Origin of the sequence: Acinetobacter sp. 1000160, assembly GCF_000588715.1 — a bacterium.
In the GTDB taxonomy this organism is placed as follows: Bacteria; Pseudomonadota; Gammaproteobacteria; order Pseudomonadales; family Moraxellaceae; genus Acinetobacter; species Acinetobacter courvalinii.
Genome location: NZ_JFWP02000008.1, coordinates 84,957 through 103,629, shown reverse-complemented (window position 1 = coordinate 103,629; position 18,673 = coordinate 84,957). Strand labels below are relative to the sequence as shown.

The following is an 18,673-nucleotide window of genomic DNA, read 5'->3' as shown; positions in this document are numbered from 1 at the left end:
TGTGATTTGAGTTGTGACCACATTATACAGATATCGCCAGCAAGTCATATTTATAGTTCTTTATCAGTAGGTTTAAGTTGAGTATGAAGCTGAATAAAGATCGTAAAGGTAAATCATTTATCAGACTTTAGTCGAATAGCGAATAAAACGGCCAAGCTAAACGGGTTGATTTAATTTAATTATTATTGGTAATACCAATTACTGTGGTTCTGATAGGCTTGATCCTGATAATTCATGTAATTAAGATGCATACAGATTGCAAATGGATAATATTTGCTGGTTTGGTGAATATTGGTCATACCAATATAGAAAGATTCGTTCAAGATCGAAGTGAAAACAAAATGACGCCCAGCATTTCAAGGAGATGAGAATGCTAAATGTGTGGCAACAAATTTATGATCCTTTCAATAATATCTGGCTATCCAGTGCGGTGGCGCTGATCCCAATTATTTTCTTCTTTTTGGCTTTGGCGGTATTTCGTTTAAAAGGCAGTGTGGCAGGGACCTGTACCGTCATCATTGCCCTGCTGATTGCGTTATTTTTTTATCAGATGCCCGCTGAAATGGCATTTGCTTCGGTGATTTATGGCTTTTTTTACGGCTTATGGCCGATTTCATGGATTATTATCGGTGCGGTGTTCCTGTATAAAATTTCCGTCAAAACCGGGCAGTTTGATGTCATCCGTTCCAGTATTTTATCGATTACCGAAGACCAGCGCTTACAAATGCTGTTGGTCGGTTTTGCCTTTGGGACATTCCTTGAGGGTGCGGCAGGGTTTGGTGCGCCTGTTGCGATTACCGCAGCCCTGTTGGTGGGATTGGGTTTTAAGCCGCTTTATGCTGCGGGACTCTGCCTGATCGTCAATACTGCCCCAGTTGCTTTTGGCGCAATGGGCATTCCGATTATTGTGGCGGGGCAGGTCTCGGGTGTCGAGACTATGGAAATCAGCCAGATGGTTGGTCGCCAGTTACCCTTCTTAACCCTTATTGTGCTGTTCTGGATCATGGCGATTATGGATGGCTGGCGCGGGGTAAAAGAGACCTGGCCTGCGGTACTGGTCGGTGGTAGTGCTTTTGCAATCGCGCAATATCTAACCTCTAATTTTCTGGGGCCCGAGCTACCGGATATTACGGCATCGATTGCTTCACTGGTCAGCCTGACCTTACTGTTCCGCGTCTGGAAACCAAAGCATATTTTCCGTTTTGAGGGTGTAGAGCCACAAAATACAAGCTCAGCAGCGCATACGCCACAACGCTATAGCATTGCGCAGATTGCCAAAGCATGGTCGCCGTTTATGATTTTAACCGTGATGGTGACGATCTGGAGTGTGCAACCGTTTAAAGCCTTATTTGCTAAAGATGGAGCCTTGGCGGACTGGATGGTTAAAATCGAAGTGCCGTATCTGCATAAGCTGGTAGAAAAAATGGCACCGATTGTGCCTGAAACCACGGCCTATGAAGCGATCTATAAATTTGACTGGTTCTCTGCCACAGGTACCGCGATTTTCATTGCCGCCCTCATCACCATCATTTTCCTGAAAATGAAAACCCGTGAAGCGGTCAGTACCTTTGCTGAAACCTTGAATGAATTAAAAACCCCGATTTATTCGATTGGTATGGTGTTGGCCTTTGCCTTTATTGCCAATTACTCAGGTCTGTCTGCGACGCTGGCTTTGGCGTTATCGCATACCGGTCATGCCTTTACCTTCTTTTCACCCTTCTTGGGCTGGCTCGGTGTCTTCCTGACGGGTTCGGATACCTCATCCAATGCCTTGTTTTCGGCTTTACAAGCGACTACCGCTCAGCAAATCGGGATTCCGGAAGTATTGCTGGTGGCGGCCAATACCAGTGGTGGGGTAACGGGCAAGATGATTTCACCACAATCGATTGCGATTGCCTGTGCCGCGGTGGGCCTGGTGGGGAAAGAATCAGACCTGTTCCGTTTCACGGTAAAACATAGCATCATATTTACAGTCTTTGTTGGCATCATCGTCACGGTTCAGGCTTATCTGCTGCCGTGGATGATTCCATAACTCTACTCAAGGAAATGTGATGAGAATCTCCGATCAAGTGGTCATGAAATTACAGGCACTCATTGAGCAACGCCAGATGAAACAAGGTGATCGTTTGCCCGCCGAGCGTCAGCTTGCGACCAGTTTAGGGGTCTCTCGTCCGTCCTTACGTGAAGCGATCCAGCAATTGAATAGTCAGGGCGTGCTCAGTAGCCGCCGTGGTGACGGGACTTACATTCAACAGTTACCAGAGCAATGGTCACAACAGTTGATTGTGAATCCGATCAGTAACCTGATTGAAGAAGATCCGTTGTACCGTTTTGATGTGCAAGAAGCGCGTTTGTTACTGGAAGGCGGCACCGCATGGTATGCGGCATTACGCTCAACCGCTGAAGATCGCGCCAAAATCCATCATTATTTTGATGAGATTAGCCGCCATCAGAATGCTGGGGATTCGGCTCAGGCGGCAGTGGCGGATGCTGAATTCCACTTAGCGATTGCTGAGGCCTCACACAATATTGTGCTGATCCAGATGATGCGTGGCTTGTTTGACCTGTTGCAATACAACGTCTTACTGGGACGCAAGAAAGTTTATAACGATCCTGTCAATGGCGACTTGCTCAGTGAGCAGCATTTTCAGGTGATGGATGCGATTGATCGTAAAGATCCCGAAGCTGCACGCCAGGCGGTGTGTGGTCATATTGAATTTGTGATTAATCATGTACGTGCTCTGGATGAAGATGAAGCTCGCCAGAAACGTGCAACACGTTTAAGTAGAGTTGACTCAAAATGATTATTTCTTCTGGCAATGATTATCGTGCTGCGGCACAACGTCGTTTACCGCCATTTTTATTTCACTATATTGATGGGGGGGCCTACTCGGAATACACCTTAAAACGCAATGTACAGGACCTGTCTGAAATTGCCTTACGTCAACGGGTGCTGAATGACATGTCAGCATTGAGTCTGGAAACCAGACTGTTTAATGAAACCTTGTCCATGCCAGTGGCTTTGGCACCTGTCGGTTTAACCGGTATGTATGCACGTCGTGGTGAAGTGCAAGCGGCGGTGGCAGCGGATAAAAAAGGTATTCCATTTACCTTGTCGACCGTGTCGGTTTGTCCGATCGAAGAAGTGGCACCTGCAATCAATCGCCCTATGTGGTTCCAGCTGTATGTGTTGCGTGATCGTGGCTTTATGCGCAATGCCCTGGAACGTGCCAAGGCAGCAGGTTGTTCAACACTGGTGTTTACCGTAGATATGCCGGTACCGGGTGCACGCTATCGTGATGCACATTCAGGCATGAGTGGGCCGAATGCAGCCATGCGTCGATATATGCAATCGATGTTGCATCCGCATTGGGCATGGAATGTCGGGATGTGTGGTCGTCCGCATGACTTGGGCAATATCTCGAAGTACTTAGGTAAACCGACCGGGCTTGAGGACTATATCGGCTGGTTGGGGTCTAACTTTGATCCGTCAATCTCATGGAAAGATCTGGAGTGGATTCGTGAATTCTGGGATGGCCCGATGGTAATCAAGGGCATTCTGGACCCAGAAGATGCCAAGGATGCGGTGCGTTTTGGTGCGGATGGCATCGTGGTCTCCAATCATGGTGGACGTCAGTTGGATGGCGTGATGTCTTCTGCACGGGCTTTGCCTGCAATTGCCGATGCGGTGAAAGGTGATCTGGCGATTCTGGCAGATTCAGGTATTCGGAATGGTCTGGATGTGGTGCGGATGTTGGCGCTGGGTGCAGATACGGTGTTATTGGGTCGTGCCTTTGTGTATGCCTTGGCTGCTGCGGGTGGGCAAGGGGTGTCGAATTTACTGGATTTGATTGATAAGGAAATGCGAGTGGCAATGACATTGACGGGTGCCAAGTCGATTCAGGAGATTAATACAGATTGTTTGGTGCAAGCCATTAAACAAGGTTTTTAAGAATAATTTGCTCAGTGATGCAGTAGGCACTGCCTCATCATTGGGTGACTTGCGTGTTTCTAGTGTAGAGGCGTTTGTCACTTTTGAAAGGTCAAAAGTAACCAAAAACCTTTTGTTGAGCAAACCGTACCTCCCTGTACGGTTGCTCAACAGGCGGCATCCTTGCCGCTAACCGCGATAGCAAATAAAGGGCTGATTCATATTGAAGAATGAGCTACTCGAATGACAGATACTAAGATTCTGCCGTGTTGGTCTAAGTTTATAAATGGATGATCCAAAGGAGCCATCATGCAAACATTTTCTCCCAAAGTGGTGATTGATCGTTTACAGCAGATTGTTGGGCGGCAACATGTACTGAGTGATGACCAAAGTACCCGTCAGTATCGTCAAGGTCGTCGTTTTGGTGAAGGTAAGGTCTTTGCAGTGGTGATCCCTGGGACCTTGCTGGAACAGTGGCAAGTGCTACAAGCGGCGATTGAGGCAGATTGTATTGTGATCATGCAAGCAGCCAATACAGGGCTGACCGGCGGCTCAACGCCTTATGGTGATGATTATGATCGACCTGTGTTGGTGATGAGTACCCGTCGTTTAAAAGGGATTCAGGTGATTCATGAGGGCAAGCAGGTGATTTGTTTGCCGGGGGCGACCTTGGACAATCTGGAGCAGCTATTAAAAGGCTATGACCGTGAGCCGCATTCGGTGATTGGTTCTTCCTGCATTGGCGCTTCGGTACTGGGTGGTGTCTGTAATAACTCAGGTGGTGCCTTGGTTCGTCGTGGCCCTGCCTATACCGAACTGGCGCTGTATGCGCAGGTCAATGCCCAAGGTCAGCTGGAATTGGTCAATCATCTGGGCGTCAACTTGGGCTCAACTCCTGAAGAAATCCTGACTCGTTTAGAACAGCAACGCTATCAAGCCACAGATATTCTGGATGATGCTGAAAAGCAGGCATCCGATCAACGTTATGCGCAAGATGTCACTCAGGTCGATGCCGATAGCCCAGCACGTTTTAATGCCGATCCTTCACGCCTGTTTGAAGCCTCGGGTTCGGCAGGTAAAGTCTGTGTGTTTGCAGTGCGTCTGGATACCTATGAAAAGGTAGAAAGCAGTGTGTTTTATATTGGCAGCAATGATGCCGATGACCTGACTGCGATCCGCCGTTATTTATTGACTTCGTTGCCAAGCTTGCCGATTGCGGGCGAATATATTCATCGTGATGCGTATCATATTGGTGAAAAATACGGCAAAGATACCTTCCTGTTTATTGAGAAATTTGGTACGGCCAATGTACCCAAAGCCTTCGCGCTCAAGGATAAGGTCGATGGCTTTTTAGAAAAGTTTAAAATCAAAGGGCTGACCGATCATATTCTACAGGCGATCACGTCCTTGTTACCGGGCCATTTACCCAAACGAATGACCGAGTATCGTGATCGCTATGAACATCACTTGATGTTACGCGTTGAAAATAATTGTAAGGCCCAGACCGAGCAATTTTTACAAGACTATTTTGCGGTACATGCTTCGGGCAATTTTTTTCTTTGTGATGCCGAGGAAGGACGTAAAGCCTTTTTGCATCGTTTTGCAGTGGCAGGGGGAGCAATTCGTTATCGTGATACCCATCGGGATGAAGTTGAGGATATTGTGGCTCTCGACATTGCGTTACGTCGCAATGACCGTGAATGGGTGGAGCAACTGCCTGTGGAAATGGAACAGCAGATCATTCATAAGCTTTATTATGGGCACTTTTTCTGTCATGTGTTTCATCAGGATTACATTCTGAAAAAGGGCAATGATCCTTTAGTGATGGAACATCAAATGTGGCATTTGCTGGATGCCCGCCGTGCGGAATATCCTGCCGAGCATAATGTCGGTCATCTATATATTGCCAAGCCTGCATTGGCCAATTTCTACCAGAAACTTGATCCGAATAACTGTTTTAATGTCGGAATTGGACAGACCTCTAAATTGAAGTATTGGGGCAAGGCCAAGTCCTGACTTTAAATAAAACAGGCAATAAAAAAGGCGCTTCAAGCGCCTTTTTAAATCGTTACAACTTAAGCGGTTGCAGCAGATTTTGCTAAAACTTCAGCCACTGCTTTGGCAACTTTGTACACGTTATTCATGTTCAGACCAGCAACACAGATACGACCACTACGTACCAGGTAGATTGCATATTCTTCACGAAGAATATCCACTTGCTCAGCAGTTAAACCGGTGTAGCTAAACATGCCTTTTTGATTCACAAGGTAGCTAAAGTCACGGTCAGGAAGGGCTTTGGTCAACTCATCCTTCAAGATGCTACGCATTTTGATAATACGTTCACGCATCTCTTTGACTTCGCCTTGCCATTGTTGATTGAGATCAGCCTCATTTAACACCTGATCAACCAACCATGCACCTGTTGTTGGTGGGCTAGAGTAGATACGACGTACTGTGGCTTTCAACTGGCCGAAGGTGCATTTTGCTGCTTCAGCATCGTCACATACGAACGTCAAACCGCCAACGCGCTCACCGTAAAGTGAGAAGATTTTAGAGAACGAGTTGCTGACAATAAAGTTCAGACCGGCTTGGTCTAAAGCACGGATGGCATAAGCATCCTGTTCCATACCATCGCCAAAACCTTGGTAAGCGATGTCGAGGAACGGAATCAGGTTACGCTCTTTTAATACCACAATCACTTGATCCCATTGTGCCGGATTCAAGTCTGCACCTGTTGGGTTATGGCAGCATGGGTGCAATAACACAATGCTTTGTTCTGGCAATGTTTTTAACGTAGACAACATGCCGTCAAAATCAACGCCACGTGTTTCAGCATCGAAGTACGGGTAGAAGTTGCTCTTGATGCCTGCACCATTGAAGATGGCAACGTGGTTATCCCAAGTTGGCTGGCTGACCCAAACTTCTGAATTCGGGAAGTAGGTTTTCAAGAAGTCTGCACCGACTTTTAATGCACCTGAACCACCAAGCGTTTGAATCGTTGCAACACGGCCTTGTTGAATTGCAGGGCTATTTGCACCAAACAATAAGGCTTGAATCGCATCACGGTAAGGCTTGAAACCTTCCATTGGTAAATAAAGCTTGGTTTGCGTGTTTTTAGGAGCAATACGTTTCTGCGCTTCGATAATGGTATCAAGCTGAGGAACGATACTGTCTTCGTTATAGTACAAACCAATACTGAGGTTTACCTTTTCAGCACGCGAATCAGCATTGAACTGTTCCATGAGTGATAGGATCGGATCGCCTGCATAAGGTGGGATATGTTGAAACATTAACAATGTCCTTTTCTTCAACAAAGTGCATAGATGTCTGGGGAGGTCGGCGCTTCTGAAGCGGAACCTTCGATGCCCAATAATGTATCAATAAAGACTGCATGAAGCACGCTGTTATTTACATTTTGGTGCAGTATTTACTTACAAAATTTGTCGCCATGTGAACATTATAAAGATTGTCTACAATCAGGCTGTCATACCATGGTCGTAGCATGAACAGTCTAAGCCTGCCCAGTCGATCGGATTGCAAGGCTAAATGATACATATGGAGTTGATTAAGTTATTATTTTATCTGTTTTTATATGGGTTTTTTGGCAGTGCATTGATTCGCCGTTAAGTCAGGCTCATACAGTAGGGTTGAAAGCATCAGTCTAATTTATTGTCGACAATCCTATTGCATTTTTTCTTTTACCTCGTTATAAAATCATCAAAACCGTAGAGATTGTCGACAATATGCAAGATACCCTTGTTCCTCAAGCCCTCAGCACCAGTCAGGGAATGACCCTGACGGAACACGTATTCAAGCAAATTCAGTCGGCGATTGTATTGGGACAGATCCCTGCGGGCAGCAAGATTTCAGAACCCGAGCTGGCACGGATGTATGGCATCAGTCGAGGTCCATTGCGTGAGGCGATTCATCGGCTGGAAGGGCAGAAACTGGTGGAACGAACGGCCCATGTCGGTGCGCGTGTGGTATCACTGTCGTTACAGCAGTTTCAGGAACTCTATCAAATCCGTGCGTCATTAGAAGGTTTGGCCTGTAAACTGGCCGCGCAGCATATTGATAAAAAACAGATTCTGGCTTTGCGTGATGTATTGCGTATGCATGCCGAGGATGAAAATTTTAAAGCAGGTAAGGGCTACTATCTGCAAGAAGGTCAGGACGACTTCCATTACTGCATTATCAAAAGCAGTGGTAATAAGACCCTCGAAAAAATGTTATGTGATGAGCTGTATCACCTCATCCGTATGTATCGAATTCAGTTTTCAAATACCCCAGATCGACCCAGCAAGGCTTGGGACGAACATATCCGCATTTTAGATGCGATTGCTGAAGGTGACGGTGAGCTTGCCGAAATGCTGATGCACCGTCACATCAAGGCATCCTACAAAATTGTTGAGCAAACATTGCTGCAAAATCAAGGAGAACAACAACATGGCTAAACAGTCAGCTGGTCAGCTATTCCGCGACGCGGTCGCAAATGAAAAACCATTACAGGTGGTGGGTGCGATCAATGCCAATCATGCGTTACTGGCAAAACGCGCTGGCTACAAGGCGATCTATTTGTCAGGTGGTGGTGTTGCCGCAGGTTCTTTAGGCCTACCTGATTTGGGTATCAGTAACCTTGATGATGTATTGACCGATGTACGCCGTATTACCGATGTCTGTGCCCTGCCGTTATTGGTCGATGTCGACACCGGTTTCGGTGCTTCTGCCTTTAATATCGCACGGACTACCAAGTCAATGATCAAGTTTGGTGCTGCTGCCATGCATATCGAAGATCAGGTGGGTGCCAAGCGTTGCGGTCATCGTCCGAATAAAGCCATCGTGACCCAGCAAGAAATGGTCGATCGTATTAAAGCCGCAGTTGATGCACGTACCGATGACAGTTTTGTGATCATGGCGCGTACCGATGCACTTGCGGTTGAAGGCTTGCAGGCAGCGATTGATCGTGCAGGGGCGTATATCGAAGCGGGTGCGGATATGCTATTCCCTGAAGCGATCACTGAATTGGCGATGTATAAGCAGTTTGCAAATGCGACCAAAGTGCCAGTTTTAGCCAATATCACTGAATTTGGTTCTACGCCATTATTTACCACGGACGAACTGGCTTCTGCCGATGTCAGCATTGCGCTCTATCCACTTTCTGCATTCCGTGCCATGAATAAGGCCGCAGAAAATGTTTATGAGACGCTGCGTAAAGAAGGCACGCAAAAAAATGTGGTCGATACCATGCAAACCCGTCAAGAACTGTATGAACGCATTAACTACCACGCGTTTGAACAATATCTTGATGGAACTTTTGCGAAGAATAAATAAGTAAAACCTTAATTCATAAGAATTTAGGTTGAAATTTGCTATGCAGAAAAGTCATCTGCAACCTGCGCGGTTTAAACAATATATTGTTTCTGCGATAGATTGATTAAATGGTGTTATTGGACAGGTTTTGCAGATGACAATGGTTTTGCCTACTTTTCCCGAATGAAAAGTAGGTCGAACCGAAGGTTTATCCTGAAACAGGATGAGAACTCGGCACGACTCCGTTGAGTTGCTCAAAAATAAATTAAATAGATAGAAAAGGACAATCTTATGAGCAGTAATGAAACAACAACAGGCTTCAAACCAAAAAAATCAGTTGCCCTCAGCGGACAAGTGGCAGGCAACACCGCACTGTGTACCGTAGGCCGCAGTGGCAACGACTTACACTACCGCGGCTATGACATTCTCGACCTTGCAGTCGGCAGCCAGTTTGAAGAAGTGGCACACCTGCTGGTACACGGTAAATTACCAAACAAAGCCGAACTCAAAGCCTATAAAACAAAATTAAAGGCACTCCGTGGCTTACCTGCAGCACTGAAAACTGCACTTGAGCAACTGCCACCATCTGCACACCCAATGGATGTGATGCGTACCGGTGTATCTGTACTGGGTTGCTTAACCCCTGAACATGAAGACCACAACGAAGCAGGCGCAAAAGACATTGCTGACAAATTGATGGCAAGCCTAGGTTCAATGTTGTTGTACTGGTATCACTTCAGCAACAACGGCCGTCGTATTGAAGTTGAAACCGATGATGACTCGATTGCTGCGCATTTCCTGCATCTCCTGCATGGTGAAGCGCCATCGGAAGAATGGATTCAAGCGATGCACACCTCTTTGATTCTGTATGCAGAGCATGAGTTCAACGCTTCAACCTTTACCTCACGTGTGGTGGCAGGGACAGGTTCAGATATGTATTCAGCCATTACTGGTGGTATCGGTGCGCTACGTGGCCCTAAACATGGTGGTGCCAATGAAGTGGCGTTCGTGATTCAACAACGCTATGACAATGCCGATGAAGCCGAAGCTGACATCCGTAAACGTGTTGAAAATAAAGAAGTCGTGATTGGTTTTGGTCATCCGGTGTATACCGTGTCTGATCCACGTAACGAAGTGATCAAGCAAGTGGCGCGTGAACTGGCTGAAGCGCAAGAAAATACCAAGATGTACCTCATCGCTGAGCGTTTAGAAGCGGTAATGAAAGAAGTGAAGAACATGTTCCCGAACCTCGACTGGTTCAGTGCAGTGAGCTATCACTTGATGGGCGTGCCAACGGCAATGTTCACGCCATTATTCGTGATTGCACGTACTGCGGGCTGGTCTGCACACGTGATTGAACAGCGTCAGGACGGCAAGATCATTCGTCCAAGCGCCAACTATACCGGCCCTGAAAACCTTGAATTCAAAACATTGGCGGAGCGTGGTTAATGAACACAAAATATCGTAAACCGCTGGCAGGTACCCAGCTCGAATACTATGACGTGCGTCAAGCCGTTGAAGATATTCAGCCAGGCGCATACGCAAAGCTGCCATACACCTCGAAAGTACTGGCTGAGCAGCTGGTGCGTAAAGCGGATGCCGAAAATTTAACGGCCTATTTAACCCAGCTGATCGAACGCCGTCAGGATCTCGATTTTCCGTGGTACCCGGCACGTGTGGTCTGTCACGACATCTTGGGACAAACCGCACTGGTGGATTTGGCTGGTTTGCGTGATGCGATTGCCGATAAAGGTGGTGATCCTTCTAAAGTCAATCCTGTGGTGCCAACCCAGTTGATCGTGGACCATTCATTGGCAGTGGAATATGGTGGTTTTGATCCGGATGCCTTTGAGAAAAACCGTGCCGTAGAAGACCGTCGTAATGAAGACCGTTTTCACTTTATTGAGTGGACCAAGACCGCCTTTAAAAATGTTGATGTGATTCCTGCGGGTAACGGCATCATGCATCAGATCAACCTGGAGAAAATGTCTCCAGTGATCCAAAACCGTGATGGTTTGGCGTTCCCTGATACCTGTGTCGGTACCGATTCACATACGCCACATACTGATGCATTGGGTGTGATTTCAGTCGGTGTCGGTGGTCTGGAAGCTGAAAACGTGATGCTTGGTCGTGCATCCTGGATGCGTCTGCCGGATATCATCGGGGTTGAATTTGTTGGTCAGCGTCAGGCAGGGATTACGGCAACCGATATCGTGTTGGCATTGACTGAGTTCTTGCGTAAAGAGCGTGTCGTCGGTGCTTATTTAGAGTTCTTCGGTGAAGGTGCTGACAGCATGTCGGTGGGCGACCGTGCCACCATCTCAAATATGACCCCTGAATATGGCGCAACTGCGGCGATGTTCTATATCGACCAAAACACCATCGATTATTTACGCCTGACCGGTCGTGAAGATGCGCAAGTGGCGTTGGTTGAGCAATATGCCAAAGAAATTGGGCTTTGGGCATCGGATATGACCCAAGCTGAATACCCACGTGTCCTTCGTTTTGACCTTTCAACCGTGACCCGTAACATTGCAGGCCCATCAAACCCGCATGCACGTGTCTCTACGGCTGATTTGAAAGAGAAAGGCATTGCCGGTGTGGTTGAAAACCGTACTGATGGCTTAATGCCTGATGGCGCAATCATTATTGCGGCCATTACCTCTTGTACCAATACCTCTAATCCGCGTAATACCGTGGCGGCAGGTCTATTGGCACGTAAAGCCAATGAATTGGGCTTGGTACGTAAACCTTGGGTGAAATCATCATTTGCACCAGGTTCTAAGGCAGCTGCGCTGTATTTAGAAGAAGCGGGTGTGTTGGGTGATCTTGAGAAACTTGGTTTTGGTATCGTTGCCTATGCATGTACCACCTGTAACGGTATGTCGGGTGCACTTGATCCCGTGATTCAGCAAGAAATCATTGATCGTGACCTGTATGCGACTGCGGTGCTTTCGGGTAACCGTAATTTTGATGGCCGTATCCATCCATACGCAAAACAGGCATTCCTTGCATCTCCGCCGTTGGTTGTGGCTTATGCAATTGCAGGAACGATTCGTTTTGATATCGAAAAAGATGCATTAGGTACAGACAAAGACGGTAACCCGATTTACCTGAAAGATATCTGGCCTTCAGATGCTGAAATTGATGCACTTGTGAAAGAAGCGGTGAAGCCTGAACAGTTCCGTAAAGTCTACATTCCAATGTTTGACTTGGGCGAAGTTGAACAAGCCGAAAGTCCATTATACGACTGGCGTCCGCAAAGTACTTACATCCGCCGTCCTCCGTATTGGGAAGGGGCGTTGGCTGCACCACGTACTTTAGCCAATATGCGTCCGTTGGCGATCTTGGGTGACAACATCACCACCGACCACTTGTCACCATCGAATGCGATCCTGATGGATTCGGCTGCGGGTGAATACCTGCACAAAATGGGTGTACCTGAAGAAGACTTCAACTCGTACGCCACCCATCGTGGTGACCATTTGACGGCACAGCGAGCAACCTTTGCCAACCCGAAACTGTTTAATGAAATGGTAGTCCGTTCAGACGGTACTATTAAGCAAGGTTCAAAAGCGCGTGTCGAGCCAGAAGGCGAAGTGATGCGGATGTGGGAAGCGATTGAAACCTACATGAACCGTAAGCAACCGTTGATCATTATCGCGGGTGCGGATTATGGTCAGGGTTCAAGCCGTGACTGGGCAGCGAAAGGTGTACGTCTTGCAGGTGTTGAAGCGATTGTGGCCGAAGGTTTTGAGCGTATTCACCGTACTAATTTAGTCGGTATGGGTGTTTTACCGCTTGAATTTAAGCCAGGTGTGAACCGTAAAACCTTAAAGCTGGATGGGACTGAGCTGTATAGTGTGATTGGTAATATTGCACCGCGTTCGACTTTAACTTTGGTAATTGAGCGTGCTACAGCGGACGGTAAGGAAGAAATTCTGGAAGTGCCTGTGACCTGTCGTTTAGATACAGAAGAAGAAGTGTCTGTTTATGAAGCGGGTGGGGTATTACAGCGTTTTGCACAAGACTTTTTAGAAGGTCAAGTGGCATAATACTTTGATCTGAAAGTGATTGATTCTGTTTAATAAAGACCCTATCTTAATGATGGGGTTTTTATTAAGTGAATTTTTATGGCTATAAACGTAAGTAAAAGAGATAAAGTAACTAAATTAATTTTAGAATGTATAGAGGAAATATTCCCTATCTTAGTTAGCAAAATTCAAAGTGATAAATATATTTCATATTATAGAGATTTTCCTAAACTTAGTTTTGCAGAAAATGGTTTTCCAAGAATTAGTAAAGATTCTTGGGGCGCTGATAGGCCTAAAGATTTTACAAGTTTATTCCAAAGATATGGGGATAAGGCACCTGAAATAGATTGGAATGATATTCTAAAATTTAAAGGGTTATATGATTTTATACGTGAAGATGATGAATTATTAAATTATTTTGGTTCTGGTTTTAACTTAGAAAATTTTAATATTGATTTTGATAAGACTAGTGTCGAACTTCTTGTTGGAAATATTTTAAATTATTATATAAATACGTTTGGTTATGATTTTGATGAAGAAATATTTTTAAGAATAATTGAATTAAGGACTAATTTTGCGTTTTTAGAAAAATTACCAATCAATATTTATGTCCCTATTCTATTTTTGAATTTTGAAATTGAAGAATATGAATTAGCAGATGGAGTTAGTATTCGAAAATTATCTGAGGTAGTACATTTATCTAGAGTTGAAGCTAAATCTACTAACGTTTTAGTACATGACTGTGTATTAGAAGGAGCTACACATGCTTTGGTAATTGAGAATTATTATATTAATAATAAGAGTAGAGACTCATATGAGTGTTTATATTATAAAGAAGCATATCCGACTGATTTAGTTAATAACTTTTTTAGTGCTTTAAGACTGATAACAGATTGCAAAACAGGTTATGCACAAATATTTGCTGAGTCTGCGAATTGGACTACTAGCTTTAGAGAGAAGTTACTTAATATTCGAGGATGTAGTGTTCGTGAGTTTCCTCATGAATTTGAGGTTAATCGATATTGGATGAATAGTAGTTTTCCAATTGTTAATGTTGATCAGTTAAACATAATTAAAGACTTTTATGGGAAATTATCAAGTAATAATCATAAAAGCATTCCAATTGCTTTAAAGCGTTTAAATAGCTGTATGTTAAGGCATGATGAAGAAGATACCGTATTGGATGCTACAATTGCGTTAGAAGTATTACTTTCTGATGATGGGAAAACAGAAATGACACATAAGCTGGCATTGCGTGTTGCAGCTTTATCAAAGTTAGATAGCAATTGTAAAGAAAAACCTAAAGAAATTTTTGCAAAGATAAAAAAGGTTTATACATATAGATCAGGTATTGTTCATGGAACTAAAGACTTGTCTAAATCAAAAGTTATTAAAATACCTGAGAGTCCTGAATTAAAAACAGTAGATGTTGCTATTGAAATGCTAAAAATGGTTCTACGTGTTTTATTATGTAATGATAAATATTTCGATGCTAAAAGTATTGATGAAGACTTATTATTAAACAATTAAAAAATTGATTTAAATATAAAGTATGTTAAAACATAAAAAATCCCGACATCCTGTCGGGCTTTTTTTCATTTGGTTGCTAGATATGATGCCTGCTATATATCTTGCTCCTGATATATGAACGTCTAATTATTGTTTTATATTTCGAAATAATCTGCGGTGTCTATATGGCTTCACCTTTCCGCCATCACCACCCGTCGGAAAGGTCAATAAATAATCAAAACTATCACGCTATAGTATATGTACCATTTCTAAAATCTATGGAGAACAAAGATGGTAACTGCTGGCGAAAAACCTGGAACAGGCTTCTATTTTTGTGTTCAATGCGGACACCGCACCTATTTAGAAATTGGTACTGATCGTTTACCTCCGTGTACCAAATGCCTTGGCAATCAATTCAACAGTAAGAATGCCTAAGCCGCAAAATACCAAACAGTTACCCACTGTTTGAATAAAAGCCCTATCCCTTGATAGGGCTTTTTGTTACCTTAAAAATAAGATGTAAATAACAAGACCTGTCATAGGCATAGAAAGGTAATCCGTGATGGAAACAATTTTAGGACTCTGTATTGGCGTTGGACTCAGCGCAGCCTGTGGCTTTCGTGTCTTTGTGCCGCTATTGGCGATGAGTATTGCTACCCTCATGGGATGGTATCAACCTGCCCAAGGCTTTGAATGGCTGGCACTTCCATCGGTGTGTATGGCATTAGGTTTTGCCACGATCTGTGAAATTGCAGCTTACTATGTGCCGTGGGTAGATAACCTGTTAGATACCATTGCCACACCTGCGGCTGTAGTGGCAGGTACACTGACCACGATGGCGGTGAGCAGTGGTGAAATGTCCCAATTTACGACTTGGGCCGCGGCACTGATTGTCGGTGGTGGAACAGCAGGCGTGGTGCAAATGAGTACGGTAGCGGCACGCGGGGTTTCGACCGCAACCACAGGTGGGCTGGGTAATTTTGTGGTAGCTACCGGTGAACTGGTTGGCTCGATCTTATTATCCATTCTGGCCTTTATCATGCCTGTGGTGATTGCCGTTGTGGTGATCATTTTAGTGATCGTCACGGCACGCTGGATTCGTGCAAAACGCCAGCAGAAACTCAGCCATTCTCTGTAAAGACCATAACAGTAATCACGCCCTAAATGATGAAATAACAATGAATAAGAAATGTATTGCACTTATCTTGGCTTGCTCAAGCCTATCCATATTGCCGCAAACAACGTTTGCTCAACAACAACCATCGGCAGAAGAGCTGAAACTACGCAAAGATAAAGTGATCTATAAAGTCTATATTCCTGCTAAATATCAACTGTTTGAAGCGATTGAAGGCGACCTGAATAAAGATGGTCTGAAGGATGTGGTGCTGATCGTCAAAGCCACCGATCCCAAAGCCTTTGTACAGGATGAATATCGTGGGCGCTTAGACCGCAACCGCCGTGGTGTGATTGTATTGCTGAATCAAAAAGGTACATACAAACCGATTGTGACTAACCTAAATTGTTTTAGCTCGGAAAATGAAGATGGCGGGGTCTATTTCCCACCTGATCTATGGTTTGAAATTAAAAATAATCTATTGAGTGTCTATTATTCGCATGGCCGTTATGGTTATTGGCGTTATCTGTTCCGTCTGGAAGGTAATGATCTACGCCTGATTGGTTATGATGATTCAAGCAATCACGGCCCGCTCATTCAAAGCCAGACCAGTATTAATTTTTTAACGGGTAAAAAACTCATTCGTGAAAATTTAAGCCAAGACCCAGAAGAAGATCCAAGATTTAAAGAAACATGGAGCAAAATCAATCAGGCACCGATCTATCTGTCCAAAGTAAAAGACTTTGATGATTTAAGTTTTTAAGCACGGACGACTATCGAAAAAACAGCCAGAACCGCGTAAATTAGCGGCACTGATAATATTGCGTTCAAGCTTATGATGATCACTTGGATTCTGTTCACCCTGATGGCTGCATTCATGCAGGCTTGGCGCAATGCATTTCAAAAACAACTCAGTACGAGCGTGGATGTCTATGGCACCACACTGGCACGCTTTATCTTTTCACCGATCTTTGCCTTTAGTTATCTGGCCTTTCTCTATTTACACCAGCCTGTCACCGCATCGGTGCATTTTTCCGATAAATTCTGGTTCTATATCGTGATTGCAGGCATGAGCCAGATCTATGCCACGGCCTTGATGGTGAAACTGTTTCAGCAAAAGAACTATGCCATTGGCGTGGGACTCGCCAAAAGTGAAGCAATTCTGGCCGCCCTGGTCGGGGTACTGTTCTTACAGGAACATCTCAGCACATGGGGTTGGATCGGCGTGGTGATTGGGGCACTGGCGGTATTTTTACTCAGTAAAGGTAAGCAACAGTCTGATCTGTCCTTAAAAACCCTGATGATTGGGCTGGGCAGTGGGCTTTGTTTTGCCATCACTTCTTTGTTGGTACGTGAAGCCAGTCTGGAACTGAGCATGTTGCCATTCCTGCATCGTGCCGCTTGGGTGTTGTGCAGTCTGATCAGCTTTCAATGCATGATATTGCTGATTTATCTTGGATTTTTTAGCCGACCGACGCTCTATAAAATGTGGCAGCGCGTTGGGCTGACCTTGAGAGTGAGTATCTGTAGTTTTCTGGCCTCGGTCGGCTGGTTTAGTGCCATGAGTATGCAGACCGTCGCCATCGTCAAAACGCTGGGGCAGGTCGAAATCTTATTTAGTTTGTTGATCTCGGCCTTTTTCTTTAAGGAGAAACTGGCCAAAACCGATCATTTAGGTCTGTGGCTAGTGATTGTGGCAGCGATTATGGTGATTTGGGCCTAAATTACAATCGCTTTTTGAAAAAATACACATGTAAATTTGAATTTATCGGAATATAAATCGTAGTTTTTTGCTGGAAGTGGGAAATCTTTCAATATTTATCTTTTCGCATGCAAAATTATTTCATTGAGCGTTAAAAATAGCAGTTTTTAGGAAAACAATCCCGCCGTGATCTGCCTAAACTATGTCTCAAGGGTGTGAAAGGGATCGAAAAGAGTAGCATGCACCGACGCTTACAAAGCAAGTGTGTACGTACCCAAAAGGTCTCGATTCGGCTTAGGACGCTATAGATCAAAAGTTTATAGGCAAAGGTTATGGCTTACAAAGTCATAGGTGTTGAAGTAAACAACCTCTGTTTTCCCTTGATACCCTAAAAAATTTAACCAAATAGAAAATAATAATCAGCGCCAAATAATAAACACTGCATCAATAAAATCAGAAACGAATGTGATATCCATCCTGTAATCCTGCCATTATGAAGATAAGTCGATATTTTTATATTAAAAAACAAAATGATATAATTTTATTTATACCTAAAAATCAAAACATGATCACAGGAACAGGTCAATACAAGAATGAATCAGTTTGAGCTTAAAATCCGCTATCCCCATCAGATCAATCCTAATGAAATCGATGCGATGGGGACATTTGACCTGGCCTCGATTTTAATTAAATTTGACGAGATGAGCTGGCGTCAGCAACTGGTTCGTCAATTACAGCTCAATGGTGCCGATACCCGTTTTATCGTGACCGATCTTGATACCGGTCAAAGCATTGCCATTACGCTGGATGCCTATGCCAAATCACAACAACTGGAATTTAAACTGGACAGCGATGTTGTGGTGATTGTGCCGAAAAAAGACCTATTTGGACTGGTGACCCGTAAAAGCAAAGACACCATCGCCTTTAAACAGTTGAGTCTGGCGCGGGCAAAAGACTATCTGATCGCCTTTTTAAACCGGGACATTGCCTTGCTGGAACAGAAATATAAAGACAACTTAAGCAAAGGCATCAAAGTTCATTCTTAATTATTCACCACTCTGGCCAATAACATA

At 44.6% G+C, this 18,673-nt stretch carries 15 protein-coding genes; 14 read left to right on the top strand and 1 reads right to left on the bottom strand.

Annotation, left to right across the window (positions count from 1 at the left end; translation table 11 throughout):
- Positions 1-364: 364 nt before the first annotated feature.
- The 4 genes from lldP to dld all read left to right on the top strand — a co-directional run bounded on the left by lldP (position 365) and on the right by dld (position 5,947).
- Positions 365-2,032, top strand: a complete 1,668-nt coding sequence (lldP, locus tag J699_RS03780) for an L-lactate permease (RefSeq protein ID WP_171076942.1) — start codon at positions 365-367, stop codon at positions 2,030-2,032.
- 19 nt (positions 2,033-2,051) lie between these two features.
- Positions 2,052-2,804 (top strand): transcriptional regulator LldR, encoded by a 753-nt coding sequence (gene lldR, locus J699_RS03785; RefSeq protein WP_005228317.1) that lies wholly within the window; start codon positions 2,052-2,054, stop codon positions 2,802-2,804.
- A complete protein-coding gene (gene lldD / locus J699_RS03790) occupies positions 2,801-3,952 on the top strand; it encodes an FMN-dependent L-lactate dehydrogenase LldD (protein WP_032882946.1) in 1,152 nt (383 codons plus the stop codon). The genes lldR and lldD overlap by 4 nt, the downstream gene beginning before the upstream one ends.
- A 288-nt stretch (positions 3,953-4,240) precedes the next feature.
- Complete coding sequence (gene dld / locus J699_RS03795) at positions 4,241-5,947, top strand: D-lactate dehydrogenase (protein ID WP_032882945.1); 1,707 nt, start codon at positions 4,241-4,243, stop codon at positions 5,945-5,947.
- A 59-nt stretch (positions 5,948-6,006) separates the two neighbouring features.
- On the opposite strand, the gene J699_RS03800 is transcribed toward dld, so the two are convergent.
- Positions 6,007-7,221 carry an aromatic amino acid transaminase gene (locus J699_RS03800; protein ID WP_032870908.1) on the bottom strand — a complete coding sequence of 405 codons (1,215 nt, stop codon included), beginning with the start codon at positions 7,219-7,221 and terminating at the stop codon, positions 6,007-6,009.
- A gap of 453 nt (positions 7,222-7,674) precedes the next feature.
- On the opposite strand from J699_RS03800, the gene J699_RS03805 reads away from it, so the two are divergent.
- From J699_RS03805 to J699_RS03845, 10 genes are all read left to right on the top strand, one after another.
- Positions 7,675-8,385 (top strand): GntR family transcriptional regulator, encoded by a 711-nt coding sequence (locus J699_RS03805; RefSeq protein ID WP_032870911.1) that lies wholly within the window; start codon positions 7,675-7,677, stop codon positions 8,383-8,385.
- Positions 8,378-9,262: a methylisocitrate lyase gene (gene prpB, locus J699_RS03810; protein ID WP_032870913.1), complete on the top strand. Its 885-nt coding sequence runs from the start codon at positions 8,378-8,380 to the stop codon at positions 9,260-9,262. Before J699_RS03805 ends, prpB begins: the two co-directional genes overlap by 8 nt.
- A gap of 270 nt (positions 9,263-9,532) precedes the next feature.
- Positions 9,533-10,690: a 2-methylcitrate synthase gene (gene prpC, locus J699_RS03815; protein WP_032870915.1), complete on the top strand. Its 1,158-nt coding sequence runs from the start codon at positions 9,533-9,535 to the stop codon at positions 10,688-10,690.
- Positions 10,690-13,296 (top strand): Fe/S-dependent 2-methylisocitrate dehydratase AcnD, encoded by a 2,607-nt coding sequence (gene acnD / locus J699_RS03820; protein WP_032870917.1) that lies wholly within the window; start codon positions 10,690-10,692, stop codon positions 13,294-13,296. The genes prpC and acnD overlap by 1 nt, the downstream gene beginning before the upstream one ends.
- A gap of 78 nt (positions 13,297-13,374) precedes the next feature.
- Positions 13,375-14,805, top strand: coding sequence for a HEPN domain-containing protein (locus J699_RS03825; protein ID WP_032882944.1), 1,431 nt, complete (start codon positions 13,375-13,377; stop codon positions 14,803-14,805).
- 270 nt (positions 14,806-15,075) lie between these two features.
- On the top strand, positions 15,076-15,219 hold the full coding sequence (locus J699_RS19260; RefSeq protein ID WP_004637424.1) for a zinc ribbon-containing protein: 144 nt from the start codon (positions 15,076-15,078) through the stop codon (positions 15,217-15,219).
- A 127-nt stretch (positions 15,220-15,346) separates the two neighbouring features.
- Entirely contained in the window at positions 15,347-15,922 is a 576-nt protein-coding gene (locus tag J699_RS03830; RefSeq protein ID WP_032882943.1) for a DUF4126 domain-containing protein, read from the top strand.
- Positions 15,923-15,962: 40 nt separating this feature from the next.
- On the top strand, positions 15,963-16,661 hold the full coding sequence (locus J699_RS03835; RefSeq protein ID WP_032870922.1) for a hypothetical protein: 699 nt from the start codon (positions 15,963-15,965) through the stop codon (positions 16,659-16,661).
- A 72-nt stretch (positions 16,662-16,733) separates the two neighbouring features.
- Positions 16,734-17,621, top strand: coding sequence for a DMT family transporter (locus tag J699_RS03840; protein WP_032870923.1), 888 nt, complete (start codon positions 16,734-16,736; stop codon positions 17,619-17,621).
- A 572-nt stretch (positions 17,622-18,193) separates the two neighbouring features.
- Positions 18,194-18,646 carry a hypothetical protein gene (locus tag J699_RS03845; protein WP_032870925.1) on the top strand — a complete coding sequence of 151 codons (453 nt, stop codon included), beginning with the start codon at positions 18,194-18,196 and terminating at the stop codon, positions 18,644-18,646.
- The last annotated feature ends 27 nt before the right edge of the window (positions 18,647-18,673 follow it).